The following is a 20177-nucleotide window of genomic DNA, read 5'->3' as shown; positions in this document are numbered from 1 at the left end:
TTCGGGCAATTTCGGGGAAAGACAGCCCGAAGAGAGGTCTAATAAGCCTTAGGGATCAACTTTACCGCCGGCTGTGTTCACGTTCTTCAGACCTTCGGCAACAACATCTGCAAAGGTCGACACAAGTGCTACATAGAATTCTTGGTCCGACGGCGGCACGGTGACATAGCCCTCAGGCACGATGCCGTCGCCGCTTTCGGCTGTCACCTTGACGGGGAAGCTATAGCCAGCATTTTCGCCGGTTGGGTTGGTGATATCAACAACGCCTTCTAACTGGTTGAATTCTCTAGACTCCGGCAGCATGGTTGCGCCATTCAAGGCGATCTTGCGCAGGTCGATGCGGATTTGCGGATCGGCACCATCGCTGCTCAATGCGACACGTTCCGCCACTTCGGCGCGAATGTCCTCGGCCAGATCGGGATAGAATTCAAGACCATTGCTATCAGCCGCAGCGGCGACCGAAGATTCAACTGCGATTTCGGAAATGCGCAGCTCGTCCTGAGCCTGTGCAGCGCTGGTCAATGCAATGGTGCTGACACCGGCTGCCAGCGCGAGTTTTTTGATCGTTGTGAGCATGTTCTAACTCCAGTTTATCTTTCCCCGCTGAAGGCCAATCCTTCGCAGGTGGTTCTGGACAAAGAACACCATCAGGACCAATAAGGTTCCTGTGTGCACATGCCAAAGACGGCGGATAGGACGATTGTCGCCCATCCACCCATCGCTTTAGCTGCCGGTAATCACTCTAACATAATTGCGCGTTTCTTTATAGGGAGGCACGCCGCCGTATTTCTTCACCGCCCCCGGCCCCGCATTATAGGCCGCAAGCGCCAGCTCCCATGTGCCAAAGGTGCGGTATTGCAGCTTAAGATAACGCGCCCCGCCTTCGAGGTTCTGTGCCGGATCGGTGGGATCAACACGCAGCACGCGCGCAGTCTGCGGCATCAACTGCGCCAACCCCAACGCCCCTTTGTGCGACACAGCCTTGGGATTCCAGCCGCTTTCCTGCTGCACCAGCCGCAAAAACAGATCAACCGGGATGCCATGGCGCGTCGCGGCCTCCCGCGCAATGGTCAGATAGGCCCCTTTGTAAGAACCGCCGTATTTCGGCACGTCCCATTTCGTCGGGGTCACAACCTTGGGCGGCTGCAAACCGACAGAGGCCGAATACTGCTTGGCCGCCCGGTTATCGAGGATGTTCTTTTGCGAAGAAAACAAGGCGCGCCGGTTTTTCGAGGAAAACATTTCAGCCGCCGCTGGGGGCGTAAGCGCTACAATCAAGCCGACCGCGGCCAGACCGGCCACAACTTTCGTTCTTTGCATCTGTCCCTGCCCCGTGCCGTTGCATTGGCGCGACTATACCAAACTGCGCCGCCCAAGCCAGCGATGATTTACGCGGCCTTTTGGGTGGGAAAGTCGGTGTTCTCTGCCAGCCAAGCGCGGTATAACCTGCCGGACCGGGTGCGATCGGATTCGCGCCCCGACCTGACATGAAATGACAAACGAGGGGGCAAGATGGCCGGCTCAGTGAACAAAGTGATCCTAATCGGCAACCTCGGGCGCGACCCCGAGGTGCGGTCGTTCCAGAACGGCGGCAAAGTGTGCAACTTGCGCATTGCCACCTCGGAGACCTGGAAAGACCGCAACACCGGCGAGCGCCGCGAAAAGACCGAATGGCATTCGGTGGCGATCTTCCAAGAAGGTCTGGTGCGGGTGGCCGAACAGTACCTAAAAAAGGGCTCTAAGGTTTACATCGAAGGCCAGTTGCAGACCCGCAAATGGCAAGACCAATCCGGCGCAGACCGCTATTCGACTGAAGTCGTGCTGCAAGGCTTCGGCGGCACGCTGACCATGCTTGACGGCCCCGGTGGCGGCTCCGGCGGTGGTGGCGGTGGCCAAGGCGGCTATGGCGGCGGCGGCGGTGGCAATGACTACGGCGGCGGCTATGACAGCGGCCCCTCCTCCCAAGGCGGCGGCGGCAACTACGGCGGCGGTGGTGGCGGCAGCCGTGATCTTGATGATGAGATTCCGTTCTGAGAGTAACAAAATATAAGAGAGTCGATTTATCTACCTCAACTCTTTAAAAATAAGATAGATGTGCCCCTCTAGTGTAGATTTTTGAGGTTGACACAGGCACACGGTTTCGAAACTAATCAAAAGTGTAGATTTTTGACTGGTTGAGGAATCGTGTGCTAACCCAACGCAATGTTATCTTTGCCAGCGGCGAACGATTCAGCTACCTTGAGACGGATGGATTACCAGATTATTGGTCAACACTCTTTGTCACAGTTGAACTGCGTTACAAGTCTACTCAGAATACGATCCTAAGTGTTCTCACGGCACTTCGTCACTTGAAACTCTGGGAGCAAGTGAACGATAGAGATTTAATCTCGGAGTTCGGAGCGAAAAAGCTCTTGTCCTCCTCAGACATCGATGCGCTATACGACCACTTCACACTTAAGCGTGCTGAAGTCGAAAGAACGCAGAAAATCAAGAAATTTAAAGATGTGGTCTCGTTGCAAGTCCATCACCCGCATAGTCTGTCGCCCCTTGAGACAGTTAGCGCCGGGCTTCAAAAATACCGAATGAGTGTAGCTGCATCTTTTTTGGTTTTTGTCGGAAAGACCATACACCGTGGTACCGCCAATCGTACAGAACTGTATGCGCGTTTCGATGAAATGGCTGAATTCATGAAAGCGAAGGCGCCAAGAGTAGCTCGGAATTCGGGATTACAAGGCGATCCAAACTACCGCTCCGCTCCACCGGAAGTTTACTCTGAGGCCATTCGCTTGGTCCGGGTCGATAATCCGGATAATCCATTCCGCAAAAATGTGAGACTGCGCAACCAAGTGATGTTCGACATCATGTACGAGACAGGTGCCCGGGGAGGAGAAGTTCTCGGTCTTCGGATTGAGGACGTCGATTGGTCTCGCCGGGTGCTGAAAATCATTCGACGCCATGATGACGTTCACGACAGCCGAAAACATCAACCCGTGGTGAAAACTGAAGAAGGTGAGGTCTACATTACGGAAACTCTGGCTCGTGACTTACGCCGATACATCATGGAAGACCGTTCTCAAATTCAGGCAGCAAGATCTCATCCATATGTATTCGTGAACCATCGGAAGGGAGTTGGATATGGCCAGCCAGTCGGCATCGCGACCTTCAAAACCAGAATTGCCAAACCAGCATCTAATCAGACACCGGAAATTTTCAACGAGATCACACGCCACGGCTTTCGGCACAACTTCAACTATCGACTCTCAAAGAAGTTTGACGAGCACAATGCCCGTGCGGCCAAGGACCCTTCGGCAAATCAAATCTCGCAAAAAGAAGAAATGCAAATACGTATGAATCTGAATCGCTGGCGCTCAGAAAGAACCTCAGAAACGTACAATTTGCGACATATCAAAGAGAAGGCTGATCGTCTAATGCAAGTTCAGTTGGATGAAATCTCCATAAACAAGCGGCAGAAGTTGTGAAGTCGTCGAAAAACCAGCAAGACGCCGCAAGAAAATCCAGGCCTTCGAAATTTTTACGATCGAAGGCTGGTTATGAATTTGATTTTGCGAAGGATATCTGGCAGCTGGATGGCGGATATCGCCTGAATCTCTCTGCGTTGGGAAACATATTCGAGGATGAAGGCGAATTATGCGAAGCGATTAGATACACTCTCGGAAGATTGGCTGTAGAAGCATCCTCTAGCTACACTTCCGGCTGCCTATATAATTCACTGCGTTTCCTTGGATCACCGCATTTCACGGGCGAACCAATTACAACCACTCAGCTCCAAAATTTTCGCTCTTCACTCAATCGTCAAAACGAATACCGACTTGGGCATCTCAGGGGGTTCTTGCGTACCTTATCTGACTACGGACAGAAAGGGCTAGAAAACGATGTCATCCCCTATCTTGATACCCTCAGCCTCCGGGGGAACAGGAAGGGTGCGGCAGTAGCACACCGCTGCCCACACAGCGGCCCATACACCACGACCGAACAGGCCGCAGTATTGAATTGGGCAACGAATGAGTTTGATAAAGAAAATATCTCACTTATGGAGTATGCTTGGTTTTACTGTTCGTTTGTTACCGGAAGGCGCTCCGTAAACCTTCGCGCTCTACGTGCAAAGGACCTCAAAACGTCTAACGAGACTGCTGCTCGTCAGTTTTGGCTTGCCGTACCTCGATCAAAGCAACGTGCAGCAACCTATCGTAGTCAGTTTCGTGAAGTACTAATTAGCGAAGATTTATACCTTATTCTAAAGAACCTAAGTCTAATCGTTTCCAACATGGTTGAGGAATGCATCCCCGATGCTGTGCCCGTCGGAATTTTACAAGAACTGCCAATTTTTGCTGATCGCACACGCGTTCAACAACTGGGGTCGCTTGAAGCTCTGAGCAAAATACTTAGAGAAACACCGGACTTTCTGCATGCCACTAGCAGCCAGACAGCCGCCATCGTCGGAAAACTGTCGCACATGTGCACTGCTATTTCAGAACGCACTGGCGACACGATCCATATCACCCAGACAAGGATGAGACGGAGTCGGGCCACTAACCTCAGGCGAAAAGGTATCGGCGGCACAGAGTTAGCTTACCTTTTAGACCACTCCGATACTCAGCAAATCGGAGTTTACACTGAAAACACTCCCAACGTAGCCGAGCGGATCGATGAAGCGATGCTCCCTGCCCTCGCCCCACTAGCAATGGCAGCGAGAGGCATGCTTATCGATTCCGAAAGAGATGCGATCCGCGCCAACGATCCGAACAGCCGGATCCATAAAGCCGGGGGGGCATCTATGGGAAACTGCGGAAACGAAGGTTTCTGTGCTGGCGGCATCAAGTCTTGCCTTGTCTGCACTCAGTTCCAACCTTGGATAGACGCGCCGTGGGACGAGCTGCTGACTGAGCTCTTGGATGAGCGTGACGAACTAAGGCAATATAATGTCGGTAACGGCGTACTCCAATCGTACGACTTGCAAATCAGCCGTTCGTTCGCGATCAAAACTGCTGCCGAACAGCTAAGGTCTGAAAATGGTTAATACTGTCGTCTTTCAACCCCAGCATGAGACTGATGGTGTCCGCAACCTCCGCGACTTCATCAGCTTTGCTCGCGATAACTTGACACTATTTGAAGACCAAGGTGGGTTTTCAGTGGATCGTTGGGAGTATTCAGTTAGCTCTACGAAAACCGTGGTCTTGTTTTCGCAATTGAAGTTTCAAGGACGCAACCAAAGTCAGCGACAGCATACACCATTTGAGCAACCATTTATGGATTTTGCTAAAGCCTATATTCGAACACATCTTACAAGAAAGTTGACGTCGACGGTTGGCAAACCCCTCAATGGGCTGCGCTATGTATATGCCGCATTAATTGAAGTGTACGGTAAGCCAGACATTCTTGAATTGGACGGCATCGTTCAAGGCAAAGTTCGCGAGCTCGTCGAAACGACTGGCAGAATGAGCCCAGCCGTTCTGTATCGATTTGGCCAAGCACTTGAAAAATTGTACGATGAAATCAGAGATAAGAAGATCCTGATTGACCTACCGATATGGCGAAACCCTTGGAACCGGCCCCGCGAGCGCTCCATGGGCACCTCAGAGAAAGATAAGAAATGGCAGGAAGAACGATGCCCTTCCATGCACGAAATGTTGTGTATCATGGACGCTTTCAATCGCGCAGAAACAACCCCGGATAGATATGTGACCAGTTTGATTATCATGCTGATCTTTGCGCCCGGTCGGGTGTCCGAACTTAATTATCTAACTCGTGACTGCTTAACAGAGGAAGAGTACGAAGACGGTGGAGAAACTAAGCGCCGCATGGGTGTCCGTTGGCATTCAGCAAAAGGCTTTAGCGAAACAATAAAATGGGTGCCAAAAGTTATGGAGCCCGTAGTTGAAGAAGCGGTAAAGCGACTTCGGGATATAAGCGAGGAGCCAAGGAGAGCAGCAGCTTTCTACCATGACAGAAAAGATGGCTTTTATGTACATCAAGGGTGCTGTACTGCCGAGGGTTTCGAGCAAACCGCCCCCCTGAACGGATATCAGATTCACGCTGCCCTCGGCCTCACGGCAAATCCAAAGGCCTCTGATGCTCAGCTCAAAATCACTAGAGGTATCACCAAAAGGATTGCTCTCGGAATAAATGTGGGCTCACCGGAGCTAAACAAGAGATTTTGGGATCACGTCGATGGAAAAGAGACCATTACGTATAATGACCTTGGTGATTTCGCCAGACGGGTACTACCAAAAAATTTTCCAAATGTTTTAGGAACGGAGATAAAACTGCAAGATTCTCTGGTCCTCACTTGGGAGTTCGCTGCCAACCGTCAATTTAATACGAGGCCATATAAGCTAGCCGTACCAACACTGGGTACTGAACTGGTCAACCATGCACTAGCAAGCCGCCCAAACAAAAGCGGAGGTCGAACCGCGTCTATCTTTAGTACTTTCGGCCTGAAAAATGAAGACGGATCTGAAATTAGGTTGACCAGTCATCAACTTAGAGTTTGGCTTTCGACAAACGCAGAACGCGGGAACATGGACAGCTTCGAACTTGCTCAGTGGGCTGGGAGGCTTCGGGTCGACGATAACCGCCACTATGATCTGAGAACGCCAGCGGAGAGAGAACAAAGAGAGCGAGAGGTTCTCGAATTATCCCGAGTTTCGCAAAACGCTCTACAGCAAGCACAACTGCATGGCCCAGTGTCCTACGAAGCGCTTGGATACAAAGGCAGGCTTGGAGTCGCTGAAATAACCAAGTGGGGCTTTTGCGAACATGACTTTGCTATGGAGCCCTGCACTAAGGGCGGGAACTGTCTAACATGTAAAGAGCACTGCGTAATCAAGGGCCTGACCGACAATCTCGAAAAAATTCGGGTCGAAGAAAAACTGGTCGAGGCCGAGTTCAATCGAGCCCGTGAGGCGGAGGGCTTAGATTATTTTGGGGCATCTCGCTGGGTTGATCACTTCGGTTATCGATTGGCGCTAATTAGAACGCAGCGCCTGAAGTTGGAAGACCCAGAAACGCCAAAGGGAACATTAATCCGGGTACCCAAAGAATACGATACGAGCCAAACTAAAAGGGCGCTCCAAAACGCCGGGTATGAAACCGACACCGCTGATCTGTCGGATGAGAAGCTATCCGATGACTATTTGCGGGGGCTGTTAGGAACATAAGATGAAGACCAAACTCATCAATGAAGACGCAATGTCTCGTATCCTCCTAGAGTTAGATGGTTGGCAAGGTAAGTTAACTTGGCCACTTGTTGGCAAAATGGTAGCTCAAATCATCGGCGTACCGAGCATCTCCAGGCACACGCTTCTAAGCTATCCTCAACTTGTTCAGGCAGTCCGTGCTCGAAAAGCGGAACTGAAGTCCGCAAAGGCAACGAACTCCGCCTATAGCGTCGATTACACTCTAGAAGCTGCCCTGTCCGAAGTTGAGAAGCTTAAAGCGCAAGTCGCTCGTTTGGAGCGCGAACGGGAACTGTACGTCGAGCAATTCGCGCGGTGGCAATACAATCTCTACATGATGCCCAATGTCGACATGGTTGCCCTGAACAAGCAGCTGAATAAGCCGCTCCCTAGATCTAACCGCGCAAGAAGGTGAAAGGTAGCTTGAAATCGACAGGTGTATCAATCTACGCCCCTCGTAGAGTTGATAGGAAGCAAGGGAATCCAACCCTGCGTAGCACGACAATCACGCGCGGCTTACTACCGTTGTCACAATTTGTCTGGTGATGCGTCGTATAGCTTGACGAAGAATTGACGAGGGTCAGCACGAGTTAATCTTAGTATAACGCAGAGTTCGACAGCGTCGAGCCGCCGCTCGCCGAGTTCATACTTCGCGACATAGGATGCTGGCTTTCCGAGTTCTTCCGCAAGTTTAGCCTGCGACATGCCCGCCGCCTGTCGCAGCCCGACCAATTCCTGCCGTAGCAATCGGTATGCATCTGTATGAACTGCGCCTGCCAATGTGCTCGCCCCTAAACCTCTCGACAAGCACCCTTAGCTGAGTCACAAGATGCTCCCAAAACAGGAGCGATTCGTGACCGAGCAGGCTATTCTTCAGACGCGACAGAGCACGCGCCCAGGCGTTTTCCTTCCCTTTCACTTAATGTGGTATGGTAGATTGTCAGAAAAGCAAGGAGCGTTAGCCCTCCGAAAAGGCCTGATTGTTCCTGGATCGTTGAAAAGCGCCTCTTTCTCTGGCCGCGTTGTGTATCTGACCAAGCGAGGACGACGCGGGTCTCAATCCATTTTTTATTTGGAGGAGCCCCATGTTCCCCGTGTCTATGCATTGCTTCTAGAGAAATGGGGGCTGGTCACAGAAGAACGTTATTACGTCTACGGGAATTCACCTTTGTCAGAGACTTGGAACGCATCCTCTGGATAATCATGTGTTGAGAACCAGTAAGCGGAAGGCGGGCTGAACAGCACGTTTAGGATCCTTGGCTCAAATTTAGTTGTAGTCTCTCGGCTGGAAGCTAAAAGACAGCCAGAGTTGTACTGCTCACGACCATACGGCTATGAAAGCGGTGAGCCTTATAGCTTTCTCTGGGAAAACCTATCAAAGTGATATCGCGCTAGTAGTAAGCTAAGGTGATCTACATAGGACGGGCGTCGCGTTGTGGCCCGATACGACCTATGCTTGGAGGTGTTCCCTCTCAGCAATCGCTCTTGCCGCTACCGCTACCTATTGGATATGTGTGCTGAGCCTAAGCTGTAGAATGGCGTCACACAGAAACGCTCTAGGTGGCGACCTCACAGGAAGACGAGCTAGAAAGGGGACAAAATTGTTCAAACGTTTTTTTAAGAACGATAATAGTCCTAGCACACTCAATAATACAGTTGGCATCCAAGGCGTGTTGAATGTCGGCAAGGAGGAGATCATACCCGACCAACGAATTGAGGGAAAGCTCAGGGCAGAAAGAGATGAACTGTCTGCAAAATTGAAGTTGTTAAGAGCAAGACGAAGCGAACTATACGAACTAAAAAAAACGCAAAGCCCTGCCAGGAGCAACCGGACTACCGATCAGATCTCCGAGTTGAACCTCAAGATTGTACCGTTAAACAACCGCCTCCAAGCAGTTGAAGATGCGATCTGCAAGATAGAGGATAGTAACGGCACAACCGCCCTACGGAAAAAGGCGGAAAAGAAGAAGCTCCGTGAGAAGAAAGCGGGGTATGTGTATGTGGTTCGTAGCCCTTCGACCCCTGAACTGTGCAAGGTAGGTATGACGAACGACCTAACGCGGCGCGTTAGGGATCTTATGACAGATCGCTTTTATACGGTTCACCTACCCTATCAAATTGTTTTCGCAATCGCGCATCCCGCGAACGAAATGATCGAATACGATGCGCACGCGATATTACAGGAAAAGCTATATGCAGGAGAAGCTTTCGAATGCCCCCCAAAGGACGCGATCCACGCAGTCAAATGTGCAACAGGATTCTACGCTGAGCGTTGGAGAAAGGGCTTATTCGGCAACCCAAGAACGGTTAAGCCACTTTTGCAGCAGCCGAACAAGTGGGCTGAATTCGCAGAACCATTTATCGTGGATTTGCGTATGGGAAAGTATCTCAAGTATAATTCTTGGGCAGAAGATATTAGGTCAAAATTTGAGGCTGACAGAGCCGGGCAAGGGAGTATCAGAAGGTTAATGGCTCCGGTTCCGAAGCCCAAAATATACGGATACAAGAGCCATCTGGAAAAGTGCAGGCGGGATTTTCATTACCAAAATCTAGAATGGGCATGTGAGAATATTTTTGAGAGAATACAACAGTCAAGAAAGCTGCCTGCTCGAAGTGTTTTAGAGAGGATTGCCTGCCAAGGATTGGATTTTGAGAATGCTTCTGAGCGTCGATCCTTTGCGGAAGAGGCAACCGAGTACTACTTTAGTACCGGCTATGCACGTCGGCGAGATCGTGCAGGAAGATCGAACTGATTTTCTTGCGTCTCAGCGTATCTGGCTCTCGCCCCAGAGAGGGCACTCAGTGAGAATCTTCTGAGCCTCCATGAATTTCGTTGCTTTCGTGCGTTTCCACTCCTCTCCCAGCCAAGAAAGAGTAGCCGCAAAATCCAGCTTCATACGGCCTGACCCGCCCCTTTTTTCAGGGCGCAGAGCCACTCAAATATGGTGCGGCGACTTGGGCTTCAATCGGAACTAGTCAGAAACCCCAATAGCAAGCTATAAACTCCACAGCTACGCCACTACCGTGGCAATAATTGAACGGGGTTTCAGCAGAACCTTCCAGCACAAAGAGCGTCCTAGCAGCCTTGCCCTTATGTTACACAGGTTCCCAGACGATGACCCAGCTGGAGCGGTTTAACTAGCAGTCGAAGGCGCATGCGACGAAGATGGTTCATTAAGGCCGTCAAAGCCGTCCTGAATATCAACCCTCAATCCGTGGCGCGTCATCTCGCTATAGGACCTAGAAGAAGCGGTTTCACCTTTTCCCACCGGGCGCGAGACGCGGACGGTAGTCTCCGCGAAGGCCAGTTCTTTAGTGCCTTGAACACCCCCGCCCAAAATTCATAGCAAGTTAAATTTAGCAATTAGCTGCTTCGCAGCACGTCACGGTTTTTTCGTCATCGGATGTCGATTCAACATTTCGTAGATGATATGGGCGAAAACACTGCTCTGCTCAGGCATGGAAAGCAGCTTCAGCATTTGCTTTTGATGCGCTTGGCTGCTGTCGAGGATAGCGTCTTCGACTGCCTTCTGAAAATCACCCAACATGGCTTGTTCGCGGGTGTTGTTAGCTATTTGCGTCATCACCCGCGCATTTTCCCGAACCTTCGCGGTAATTGTCTCAGCATAATTCACCATATCTGATTCTGTTAGACCATCTCCCGCGAACAGGTCATTCAATTTTTGAATGATTTGCGAAAGAAATTCTTCCGACTTGTCCTTCGCAACACCACTACCGAGACCGATACCTGGCTTTAGCCCTTCACCACCTTTAACAGACAAGCCCAAATTTTGTTGTTTGATTTTGGATAGCCGGTAATGGCTCAGAGCGACGTGGTCTAAGTCAATGACGTCGTCATTGACGGCCGCCTCACGCAGTAATGGACCCAGATGGCGGGCGAATAAGCTCAGTTTTTCGAGTTCTTTGTTATCATAGTCCACAATCTGGGAGATAAATTCGTAGAAGCGGACGAAGGTTCCAAGATCTTTCTTGAAGAGTTCAAGTGAATCCTTCTCTTTCTTGCAGTCCTTGAAGGTTTTCTCAGTATTCGCGATCAGAACTGGGTCACCACTTTTTTTAGCACGCTCAAACATCTGGAACGCTGTTTGGTGAGCCTCTAGTGCCGATTTATACCTGACCGTCCAACGCTGGACCGCTGGCTTACAGATATTCGAAATAGCGGCATTACTTTTATCCTTCTGCAAATACGCTTCGCAAAATCGCTCGACCTCCGACCACTGAAAAACACCAAACGCGCGCAGCTTTTCAGAAAGATCATAGATGATGTTTGGATCAGACACGTCGATCAGTTCGGCAGTCTGATAGTATTCCTGAAAGGCATTCAAGACTTCTTCTGGCTCATTGAAGAAGTCGAGAACGTAGGTCCCGCTGATTTCCTTGCCGGGGTATGTGCGGTTGAGCCGTGACAGGGTTTGGACGCATTCCACCCCTGCCAGCTTCTTGTCCACGTACATGGCACACAGCTTTGGCTGGTCAAATCCGGTCTGGAACTTATTGGCGACGATCATCACCTGATAATCCTCAGTATCGAACGCCTTGCGCATCTCGCGACCTTTGAGGCCAGGGTTCATGCCCAATTCCGTGAACTTTTCGCCAAGCAAACCCTCAGAGTTCGGGTCGCTCGCGCCAAACTCGACTTCACCTGAGAAAGCTATCATCGCGTGAAGCTTATCATAGCCTTTTCCAGCGATATATTTGTCAAAGGATAGCTTATACCGAACAGCTTCTTTGCGGGAACTCGTGACAACCATCGCCTTAGCTTGACCGCCTAACAGGCCCATAATGTTGTTCCTGAAGTGCTCCACAATCACCTGAACTTTCTGGGAAATATTGTAGTCGTGCAAACGCACCCACTGGTTCAGTTTTAGCTTAGCCTTTTTGCTATCTACCTCTGTGTCTGCTTCCCGCATTTTGAGCGCAAGATTATAGGCGACCTTATAGCTGGTGTAGTTTTTTAGAACATCGAGGATGAACCCCTCTTCGATGGCCTGGCGCATTGAATATACGTGATAAGCTTCCGGTAGGTTCGTTTTTGACGGCGGTTCAGCTGGATTCGGTGGACGCCCGAACAGTTCCAGCGTCTTAGTCTTTGGCGTAGCAGTGAATGCAAAAAAACTGAGGTTTGGGGACACGCGTCTGGACGCTACAGCGGCATCAAGGATGTCCTCAGATGTCAACTCCTCCCCCTCCTCACGACCATCGAGCATAAGCACTTCTTTCAGCTTTCGAGCTGTTGAGCCCGTCTGCGAGGAATGGGCCTCATCTGCGATGATCGCATAGTTCCGCCCTTTCAAGCTAGTGCTGTCCTCAATCGCCTTCAGGACGTGCGGGAAGGTCTGAATGGTGACGATGATAATAGGCTGTGATTGTTCAAGTGCAGAGGCCAGCTTTTCAGACTTCGAACCCTCACCTTCATTGCGATTGATACGCCCGACTACACCGTCTTGGTGCTCGAATTGATAGATCGTATCCTGCAACTGATCGTCGAGCACCGTGCGGTCAGTCACAATGATTACCGAATGAAAGATCTTATCGCCGTCAGTGTCAAAAAGCGATGACAGCTGATGCGCGGTCCATGCGATTGAGTTCGACTTACCGGACCCAGCACTATGCTGAATCAAATACCTATTGCCCGGTCCTTCATCTTTGGCAGCCCTTACGAGCTTCTCGACCACATCCCATTGGTGATATCGGGGAAAGATCATGGTCTCTTTTTTTATCTTTCGGCCCTGCCAGTCTTCTTTCTCAACGATCTCAAGATGCATGTAGCGGGCCAAGATACTTAACAGCGCATCAGGTTGCAGCGCTTCCTGCCAGAGGTAGCTCGTGGCATAGACGGTTTCATCCTCGGGCACGTCATTCCCTGCGCCACCTTCCTTTGTGCCCTTGTTGAACGGCAGAAAGTAAGTGTCCGCGCCAGCCAGCTTGGTGGCCATATAGACCTCGTACTGGCTCACCGCGAAATGCACCAAGGCACCTCGCTTGAAGGTCAGTAGCGGCTCTGGCTTTTTGGTCGCGGGATCAATCGGCAGACGCGTCGTCTTGTATTGATTGATCGCGTTCTGGACCGACTGTTTAAACTCAGACTTCAATTCCAGCGTTGCGACGGGCAAACCGTTTACGAATAGCACTAAATCAATGCGCCACCTCTTAGCCTGAACGCCTGTTTCCGCCAGTTGAGCAGCGGTGGCATGGGGGCTATAAGTCAGTTCTGGCACGATGCGCAGGCGGTTTTTCTTGTAGCGAGCAAGCGTGTCCGGGTTGAGATCGTGTTCGGGCTTAAACTGGCAGAGATAGAACTTTGCGTTGCGATCTTTCACACCGTGTCGGAGGACACCCAACGTGCCGAAGGTGCGCAGCTGGGTGCCTGTCGCGTTAGGGTCGGCCTTGTTCAGTTGGGTGGTCACCCTTTCCAACAACTTTTGTTCAGGGTTGCCGGGATAGTTCTTGCAGTGCTTTTGCCATGCCGCGTCCTGGGTATCTCTAACAAATCCGATCAGGTCTTCGGTGTATATCGCCCGTTCGCGGTCATATCCGGCAGGGGTGCCAAGCCGCCAGCCCGCCGCCACCATTTGGTCAATCATTTCGTCCTGAAAGATATCCTCTTTTGCCTTGCCTGTCGAAATACTCATGCAAATGCTTTCTGTGCGGTGTCTTGATCTAAAATATCTTTTGGAGGCTGCCAGCCGCGAATGTCGATCTTACCGGTGACAGCGGCTGAGATGAGGGCCGTACGACGTTCTTTGAGTAGGGTGATGGCAGATCTGGATTTCGCCAGAAGGGAGTCCATGTCCACTTTCTGTTGATCCAGAAATTTTCTTATTTGAGTTTGCTCCTCAATGGGAGGTACTGGAAAAAGGTGATTGCAAAGATACTCGTGCTCAATGCTCTCTACGGTGGCACCCTCCTTTGACCATTCATGCAACAGCACTTCCTGGTGCCCCAAGATGTAGTTGGCAGCATACTCAACATCTACTAAGCCGCTAAACCTTAGCGCCTTCATATCTTGGTTGAGTGTCACCCGGACCTTATTGATCGCAATTGGTATCGTCCTCTGGAGAATTCCGGAGCGAACGACCATTAATAAAGCCCCTTCTTCAATATAGTTGGTCGATGAACCGCCTACAGCGGCTGGTGTAATTCGGTCTTGAGTATCTGATAAGTAAAAGGTCTTCATGTCTTTCGGTGAAACCCAAGGAACCAAACCGTCGGTCCAGTACATCTTCACGTCCTTGCTTGGTGTTCCACCTCCGGTGAAGCTGCAAAGGTATTTCAGCGGCTTCATTTCCCAATGCGCCGGAACATCACCGAGCCAGTCAATGCCAGAAGGACGCAGGGGAGCGTCTGGGTTCAGGCCCCGGGTCACCGCATGGCGCAGCACTGCTCGGCGCTTTTCCTCTAGTAGCGCGATTAGTCGCTCTTGCTTAGCAATTAGCTCATCAATTTTGGCTGTCTCGTGATCCAGGAATGCCGCGATCTGTGCTTGTTCGTTTTTATCTTTGGGAAGCGCAAAGGAGTGATTTGCTAGGTGCTCTTGCGTCATACTCGGCAGAGCGGTGCTGGTGGAGTACCTTCCAAATTGAATAGTTGTCGCCAAGTAGTATAAGAACTTAGCAGGTGTCTCTTCGTCGATCTCGGTGTAGTACATCGTGTCGACTGTCCAAAAAGGGTGGTCAACAAAAAGAGGCTTATTGATTGTTCCTTTTCGGCCTAGCAAAACCGATTCTTTGTCATACAAATATGTAGATGCGAAGGTGAATGGACCGCCTGACCCATAGACAGGTATGCCTTCCTCAGTTTCCACGTTTTTATAGTCTTGCCCGTTCCTGATTTTTGCAAGATGTTTTAGGCGCTTTACCTGCCAGGATTTCGGGATGTTGCCGAGCCATTCGACACCTGTGGACTGGCATCCGGAAAGGCGCCGGTAACGCCCCCCCATCACACGTGCACCTTTTGCAGTAGCGCCATGATCTCTGCGCTGACGGCATCAAGCTCCGCATCAATCTCGGCCAGATCGCGGGGTGGTTGATAAGTATAGAAATGCCTATTGAACGCGATTTCATAGCCGACGATGCCGATTTCTCCGTCAATCGCATCTACCTTGCGGGCGTCGATCCACGCGTCGGGCACATGGGGTAGAACCTCGGCCTTGAAGTAGGCTTCGTTCACCGCATTTACGGGCTGCGATGGGTCCAGCGGTACGTTCTCATTGTCACGCAAATCACCATCCGGTTTGTATTCAATCGTTTGCCCGTCCACCGCAAAGAGCCCGTAAAGAGGATTGGCAGAAGCTTCCTTGTGAACCTTCTTGATAACCTTCTCGGCCTCGGGGTTCCTCCAGCTGACGGCGGCAGTTATCTGCTTCTTGGCCGATGCATCCAACGCTACGCCTGTAGCCTTCAATATCTTTTCATACCCATTCATATCGTCGAACTGGTCTCTCCCAATGTTCGCCTGCAACGCACGGGCCTTTTGCAGAACGGCCAGCTGGTTGCGCCAAGTTCTCGGGTCTAGCGCCTCCTTAACCTGCTTTTCTTTCAGTTCGGGGAAATCGGCTTTAATGTGAGCTCGGATTTCAATTTCGTCCGCCTCTAAGACGCCATAGTTCGCGCCATCTTCATCCCAAGACCTGCCATATGTTTCGTATATCCACTGTGTAATGGCGTGCAGCGGTTTGGGGGCAAAGCGCAGGGTTTCAATTCGTTCGTCGCTGAACTGAAAGCTCTCCCGCAAGGGTCGTTCGATTGTCAGACGGCGGTAGCCGAACTCATAGGTGTCAAAAATCTTCGCAGCGAAGGTTCTGACTATTTCAGCCTTGGGGCTTGCAGGCCGACGTCCTCGATTCTTTTTCCCTTCGGCAGGCTTATCGAGTGGTCTGGCTTCAATAGCCTCGAAACCACCAAAGCAGCGCGTGATCGTAGCAATGTCACTGTCGTCCATCCACTTGCGTTTGGACCCGAGGGATTTACGCATTTTGCTGTAGAGTTCGGTTCCGTTGATCAGCTGTACTTTTCCCTTGCGGCTAGGTTCTTTCTTGTTTGTCAAAATCCAGACGTAGGTCGCGATGCCCGTGTTGTAGAACATATCGGTTGGCAGGGCGACGATAGCCTCAAGAAGGTCAGTCTCAAGGATGTAGCGGCGGATCTCACTTTCGCCTGAACCTGCGCCCCCTGTAAAGAGAGGCGAGCCATTCAGGATGATGCCAATACGGCCACCCCCCTTGTCGATGTCTCGAAGCTTCGAAATGAGGTGCATCAGGAAGAGGAGCGAACCGTCAGAGACTCGTGGCAGGCCCGGCCCAAAGCGCCCATCATGGCCTTTGATCGTATGCTCGTCCTTAATGTCTTTCTCGATCTTCTTCCAATCAACTCCAAACGGCGGGTTGGCGAGCATGTAGTCAAACCGCTCAGCTGCCAGCTGATCCTGAGAAAGCGTGTTGCCCAATTTGATGTTAGTCACGTCCTGACCCTTGATGAGCATGTCAGCCTTGCAGATCGCGTAACTCTCGGGGTTCAGTTCTTGTCCAAAGGCACGCATGACCGCAGCGGGGTTGAGCTTAAGCACATACTCCATGCCAGCTGATAGAAAGCCACCAGTGCCTGCGGTGGGGTCGTATATGGTGCGGATGACGCCTTCTTTCGTTAAAGCCTCATCATCCTCCATGAAGACCAGTGAGGTAGTCAGATCGACAATGTCACGCGGAGTGAAGTGTTCCCCTGCCGTATCATTGGAGCTTTCGGCAAATCGCCGGATGAGCTCTTCAAAAACCAGACCCATATCGTGGTTAGAAATGACGTCTGGGCTGAGGTCTGCACCTTTGACTTGCTGCACTGCCTTATAAAGGAGGTTTGCATCAGCAAGTTGGGCGGTGAACTCTCCAAATTTGAAGTGCTCAAAGATTTCTCGGGCGTCCTTTGAAAAAGCCTGAATGTAGCTTTCAAGGTTGTCCTTTATGCCATTTGCACCAAGGCTCGTGAGGTCCATCTTAGAGGTGTTGTAGAAAGACAGCCCAGCGGCTCTCAACAGCAGCTTCTCCTTGGCCTCCTCCGGCAATCCAAGTGTTTCAATCCGCTCAGCTTCTGCAAGAACCTTGCCTTTAGTTTCCTTCAATACACACTCCAGGCGCCGCAGAAGAGTAAAGGGTAGGATTATTCGCCCATACTGGCTCTGCCTGAAATCCCCGCGAAGGAGATCAGCGAGGGACCAGATGTAAGAGGCTAGGTTATTGGTAGATTGAGACACTTCTTCCGTCCGCCTGTTTTTTATCTTTTGATGACCGTAGATGGATGCTGAATTATTGTACAGACGACCGCACCACCCAGCATCTATGATGACGTTGGGAATGGATCAGACCTCTTCCAATGACTTCGCAAAAAAAGCTGAGGGAGGGTAGAAAACGCCCAACCGAAACTCCGGCTTGAGCCGTTTGCGATCTTGCACCCAAAGCCGGGTTAGGTCTATCGCTTCAGCTTGAACCAGCAGCAGCTCACCACCTGAGAGCTAGTGTGTGGCGGGGGCTGAGGAGTTAACTCTTTGAACTCAGCCCTTAAGGTTGTGGAGCCCCACCCCGGGGTGGCCCAGTTTCAATGCTAGTGCAGTTAAGGCTGCTGATCCATCGAAACGACTGCTTCCGGAATCGATGGAGGGTAGCGCAGGACGCTGTGTGGTCGGCTTGTGTTGCAGTGGTTCCTCCATCGTTCGATCAGGATCCGAGCCACGCGCAGGTTATCGAGATCTCGCGTTAAGGATCTCGTGAAGAGGCCTAGCGTGCAGACCCGTAGGCATTCCGAGATCATAGTTCTGAACCCTTTGCGGCTGCGCTCTAGAAACCTAAGATCAATGTCGGAGGTGATGGATGGGTGAAGCGGAATTGATGGCGTTTTGCGTTGAGGTTATGGGCTCAGCCGAAAAGGCGGTAGAGTGGATGACGCGCAAGTCGCCCCTGTTGGCAGGGCGGCGGCCAATCGACCTCACAGGCACGGCAGAAGGACGCTTGAAGATTGAGAGGATGTTGCGAGAAGCACAAGCTGGCTTTCCGGTCTGATATTGACGCCGGTGCAAAAATCATGGACGGTAACCACATGTTCTATGCTGCACCAATATTGCTGAGCTCCCGAATATCCAGCTGACCTTTCAGCCGGATTCTTGGGAGCGACATGGTGTGCAACGGGACTTATAAACCCTTTCAGACAGCAGATTACTGTTGGCGCGGCGGTTCGAGTCCGCCCGCTCCTACCACCAAAAGAAGAGCCTCCCTTAGACGATGGCCCTCACATTCCTAAGTTAGTCGTAACTCCTACTTTGTCTTCTTTCAGGACTAGCGGGAATTGGACTTATTCAACTTGAAAGCCGGATCATCGTAGATTGTAGAGTCATCGCTCTAGCTGCTATTCAGGCGTCCATCACTTTCAGATTCGACGGCTGGCGTGGATAAGAGGCCAATCGGACGCCGAATATCGAGACCCATGGTAGGTTCTGTTAGCCACCGCTCGGCTCCTTTCTGACTGCCAAGCGCGTTGCCTGTCTGACTGCCAAGCGCGTTGCCTGAGCTAGAATTTCGATAAACAGTCACAAGCGGCTACTCCGTTCTGTAGCGAGCCGTACCGCGCCTCGCCTACGTTACTTCCTAGCGGCCGACCTGATAACGACTATGAATCCTAAGCAGCCCCTTCATTGGGCTCCATTCTCCTGCACAAAATGCAGAACCATAGAGTAGGTCAGCATAAGAGTGGACCTGTCGCAGTTTGATGCCGCTCCTTTGATAGCATTTACTGCAACAAAGGAGATGAACTATGGGACTGAAACGGACGGACGAATTCCGCCAGGATGCGGTGCGTATCGCACTGACGAGTGGGCTGACGCGCAAGCAGGTGGCTGACGATCTGGGTGTTGGCATGTCGACGCTTAACAAATGGATCACCGCGCACCGAGGCACAGACGTGGTGTCGAAAGAGGATTTGAGCCTCGCCCAAGAGAATGAGCGACTTCGGCGCGAGAACCGTCTTCTCAAGGAGGAGAGGGAAATCCTAAAAAAGGCCACCCAGTTCTTTGCGGGCCTAAAGCAATGAGATTTAGGTTTGTCGAGGAACACCGGAGCCACTTCCCCGTGAACCGCTTGTGTCACGTTGTCGGTGTCAGTTCGCGCGGTTTGCGAGCATTCCGAAGCCGTCCTGCCAGCCGCAGACAGCGGTCTGATCTGGTCACCTTGGCGCACATCAAAGAACAATCCCGTCTCAGCCTGGGCAGCTATGGCAGGCCGCGCATGACAGAAGAACTGAAGGAGATCGGCCTGAATATCGGTCACCGCCGTGTGGGTCGTTTGATGCGCCAGAACGGCATATCCGTGGTGCGAACCCGTAAACACAAGGTGACGACAGACAGTGATCACAAGTTCAATATTGCGCCAAACCTGCTGGACCGGGATTTTATGGCTGACCAACCGAACCAGAAATGGGCCGGTGACATCAGCTATGTCTGGACGCGTGAGGGATGGCTGTATTTGGCTGTCATCCTCGACCTGCATTCAAGGCGCGTGATCGGCTGGGCGGTCAGCAACCGTATGAAACGAGACTTGGCAATACGGGCTTTGAAGATGGCAATTGCGTTCAGGGCACCGCCCAAGAGCTGCATCCACCATACGGATCGCGGGTCGCAATATTGTTCGCACGACTACCAGAAACTTCTGCGCCAGCAAGGCTTCAAGGTGTCGATGTCTGGCAAGGGCAATTGTTACGACAATGCTGTCGTCGAGACCTTCTTCAAAACCATCAAAGCTGAACTCATTTGGCGCAGGTCATGGGAAACACGGCGGCAAGCTGAGATGGCGATCTTTGAATACATCAACGGCTTCTACAACCCACGGCGACGCCACTCAGCACTGGGCTGGAAAAGCCCCGTCGCCTTCGAACGGAAAGTGGCTTAAACGAGCACTTGGGGCGGCACGAAAGCGGGACAGGTCCA

14 protein-coding genes and 1 tRNA gene are annotated in these 20177 nt (G+C 51.5%); 9 read left to right on the top strand and 6 right to left on the bottom strand.

Translation table 11 applies throughout. The annotated features are described in order from the left end of the window. Window positions 1-48: 48 nt before the first annotated feature. Together HTT03_RS02055 and HTT03_RS02050 are read right to left on the bottom strand one after the other, a co-directional pair. Entirely contained in the window at window positions 49-576 is a 528-nt protein-coding gene (locus HTT03_RS02055) for a hypothetical protein (protein WP_174858220.1), read from the bottom strand. A 147-nt stretch (window positions 577-723) separates the two neighbouring features. Further along, window positions 724-1320 carry a lytic transglycosylase domain-containing protein gene (locus HTT03_RS02050; protein ID WP_174858219.1) on the bottom strand — a complete coding sequence of 199 codons (597 nt, stop codon included), beginning with the start codon at window positions 1318-1320 and terminating at the stop codon, window positions 724-726. A 192-nt stretch (window positions 1321-1512) separates the two neighbouring features. On the opposite strand from HTT03_RS02050, the gene HTT03_RS02045 reads away from it, so the two are divergent. The 5 genes from HTT03_RS02045 to HTT03_RS02025 all read left to right on the top strand — a co-directional run bounded on the left by HTT03_RS02045 (window position 1513) and on the right by HTT03_RS02025 (window position 7611). Then, window positions 1513-2034, top strand: a complete 522-nt coding sequence (locus HTT03_RS02045; protein ID WP_174858218.1) for a single-stranded DNA-binding protein — start codon at window positions 1513-1515, stop codon at window positions 2032-2034. Between the two features lie 152 nt (window positions 2035-2186). After that, window positions 2187-3479, top strand: coding sequence for a tyrosine-type recombinase/integrase (locus HTT03_RS18870; RefSeq protein ID WP_174858217.1), 1293 nt, complete (start codon window positions 2187-2189; stop codon window positions 3477-3479). Next, window positions 3476-5038 carry a site-specific integrase gene (locus tag HTT03_RS18635; protein WP_174858216.1) on the top strand — a complete coding sequence of 521 codons (1563 nt, stop codon included), beginning with the start codon at window positions 3476-3478 and terminating at the stop codon, window positions 5036-5038. The genes HTT03_RS18870 and HTT03_RS18635 overlap by 4 nt, the downstream gene beginning before the upstream one ends. Next, window positions 5031-7178, top strand: a complete 2148-nt coding sequence (locus tag HTT03_RS02030; protein ID WP_174858215.1) for a hypothetical protein — start codon at window positions 5031-5033, stop codon at window positions 7176-7178. The genes HTT03_RS18635 and HTT03_RS02030 overlap by 8 nt, the downstream gene beginning before the upstream one ends. Window position 7179: 1 nt before the next feature. Next, the gene (locus HTT03_RS02025) at window positions 7180-7611 is read left to right on the top strand and encodes a hypothetical protein (protein WP_174858214.1); all 432 of its coding nucleotides are present in this window, start codon (window positions 7180-7182) and stop codon (window positions 7609-7611) included. 113 nt (window positions 7612-7724) lie between these two features. On the opposite strand, the gene HTT03_RS02020 is transcribed toward HTT03_RS02025, so the two are convergent. Beyond that, a complete protein-coding gene (locus HTT03_RS02020) occupies window positions 7725-7928 on the bottom strand; it encodes a helix-turn-helix domain-containing protein (protein ID WP_281361039.1) in 204 nt (67 codons plus the stop codon). An 869-nt stretch (window positions 7929-8797) separates the two neighbouring features. Between HTT03_RS02020 and HTT03_RS02015 the strand changes: the two genes are divergently transcribed. Continuing rightward, on the top strand, window positions 8798-9949 hold the full coding sequence (locus HTT03_RS02015; RefSeq protein WP_174858212.1) for a GIY-YIG nuclease family protein: 1152 nt from the start codon (window positions 8798-8800) through the stop codon (window positions 9947-9949). A 630-nt stretch (window positions 9950-10579) separates the two neighbouring features. Here HTT03_RS02015 and HTT03_RS02010 read toward each other — a convergent pair. Genes HTT03_RS02010 through HTT03_RS02000 form a run of 3 tightly spaced genes read right to left on the bottom strand, consistent with a single transcriptional unit; the run spans window position 10580 to window position 17459 of the window. Then, window positions 10580-13849, bottom strand: coding sequence for a type I restriction endonuclease subunit R (locus tag HTT03_RS02010; RefSeq protein ID WP_174858211.1), 3270 nt, complete (start codon window positions 13847-13849; stop codon window positions 10580-10582). Continuing rightward, window positions 13846-15156 (bottom strand): restriction endonuclease subunit S, encoded by a 1311-nt coding sequence (locus tag HTT03_RS02005; RefSeq protein ID WP_174858210.1) that lies wholly within the window; start codon window positions 15154-15156, stop codon window positions 13846-13848. The genes HTT03_RS02010 and HTT03_RS02005 overlap by 4 nt, the downstream gene beginning before the upstream one ends. Then, a complete protein-coding gene (locus HTT03_RS02000) occupies window positions 15156-17459 on the bottom strand; it encodes an N-6 DNA methylase (protein ID WP_174858209.1) in 2304 nt (767 codons plus the stop codon). The genes HTT03_RS02005 and HTT03_RS02000 overlap by 1 nt, the downstream gene beginning before the upstream one ends. A 613-nt stretch (window positions 17460-18072) precedes the next feature. Here HTT03_RS02000 and HTT03_RS18955 point away from each other — a divergent pair. From HTT03_RS18955 to HTT03_RS01980, 3 genes are all read left to right on the top strand, one after another. After that, window positions 18073-18261 (top strand): antitoxin Xre/MbcA/ParS toxin-binding domain-containing protein, encoded by a 189-nt coding sequence (locus HTT03_RS18955; protein WP_174858208.1) that lies wholly within the window; start codon window positions 18073-18075, stop codon window positions 18259-18261. Window positions 18262-18364: 103 nt separating this feature from the next. Continuing rightward, a tRNA-OTHER gene (locus HTT03_RS01990) sits at window positions 18365-18455 on the top strand. 554 nt (window positions 18456-19009) lie between these two features. After that, a protein-coding gene (locus HTT03_RS01980) for an IS3 family transposase (RefSeq protein ID WP_174858008.1) occupies window positions 19010-20139 on the top strand; the annotation gives its coding sequence in 2 pieces (ribosomal slippage) (window positions 19010-19253 and window positions 19253-20139; 1131 coding nt in all). Window positions 20140-20177: the final 38 nt, after the last annotated feature.

Origin of the sequence: Sulfitobacter maritimus, assembly GCF_013346665.1 — a bacterium.
In the GTDB taxonomy this organism is placed as follows: domain Bacteria; phylum Pseudomonadota; class Alphaproteobacteria; order Rhodobacterales; family Rhodobacteraceae; genus Sulfitobacter; species Sulfitobacter maritimus.
This window is presented reverse-complemented; position numbering and strand designations above follow the sequence as displayed.

Coding starts and splice junctions, on each gene's coding strand:
- HTT03_RS02055 (WP_174858220.1), bottom strand. CDS start 576: ATGCTCACAACGATCAAAAAACTCGCGCTGGCAGCCGGTGTCAGCACC.
- HTT03_RS02050 (WP_174858219.1), bottom strand. CDS start 1,320: ATGCAAAGAACGAAAGTTGTGGCCGGTCTGGCCGCGGTCGGCTTGATT.
- HTT03_RS02045 (WP_174858218.1), top strand. CDS start 1,513: ATGGCCGGCTCAGTGAACAAAGTGATCCTAATCGGCAACCTCGGGCGC.
- HTT03_RS02030 (WP_174858215.1), top strand. CDS start 5,031: ATGGTTAATACTGTCGTCTTTCAACCCCAGCATGAGACTGATGGTGTC.
- HTT03_RS02025 (WP_174858214.1), top strand. CDS start 7,180: ATGAAGACCAAACTCATCAATGAAGACGCAATGTCTCGTATCCTCCTA.
- HTT03_RS02010 (WP_174858211.1), bottom strand. CDS start 13,849: ATGAGTATTTCGACAGGCAAGGCAAAAGAGGATATCTTTCAGGACGAA.
- HTT03_RS02005 (WP_174858210.1), bottom strand. CDS start 15,156: ATGGGGGGGCGTTACCGGCGCCTTTCCGGATGCCAGTCCACAGGTGTC.
- HTT03_RS18955 (WP_174858208.1), top strand. CDS start 18,073: ATGGGTGAAGCGGAATTGATGGCGTTTTGCGTTGAGGTTATGGGCTCA.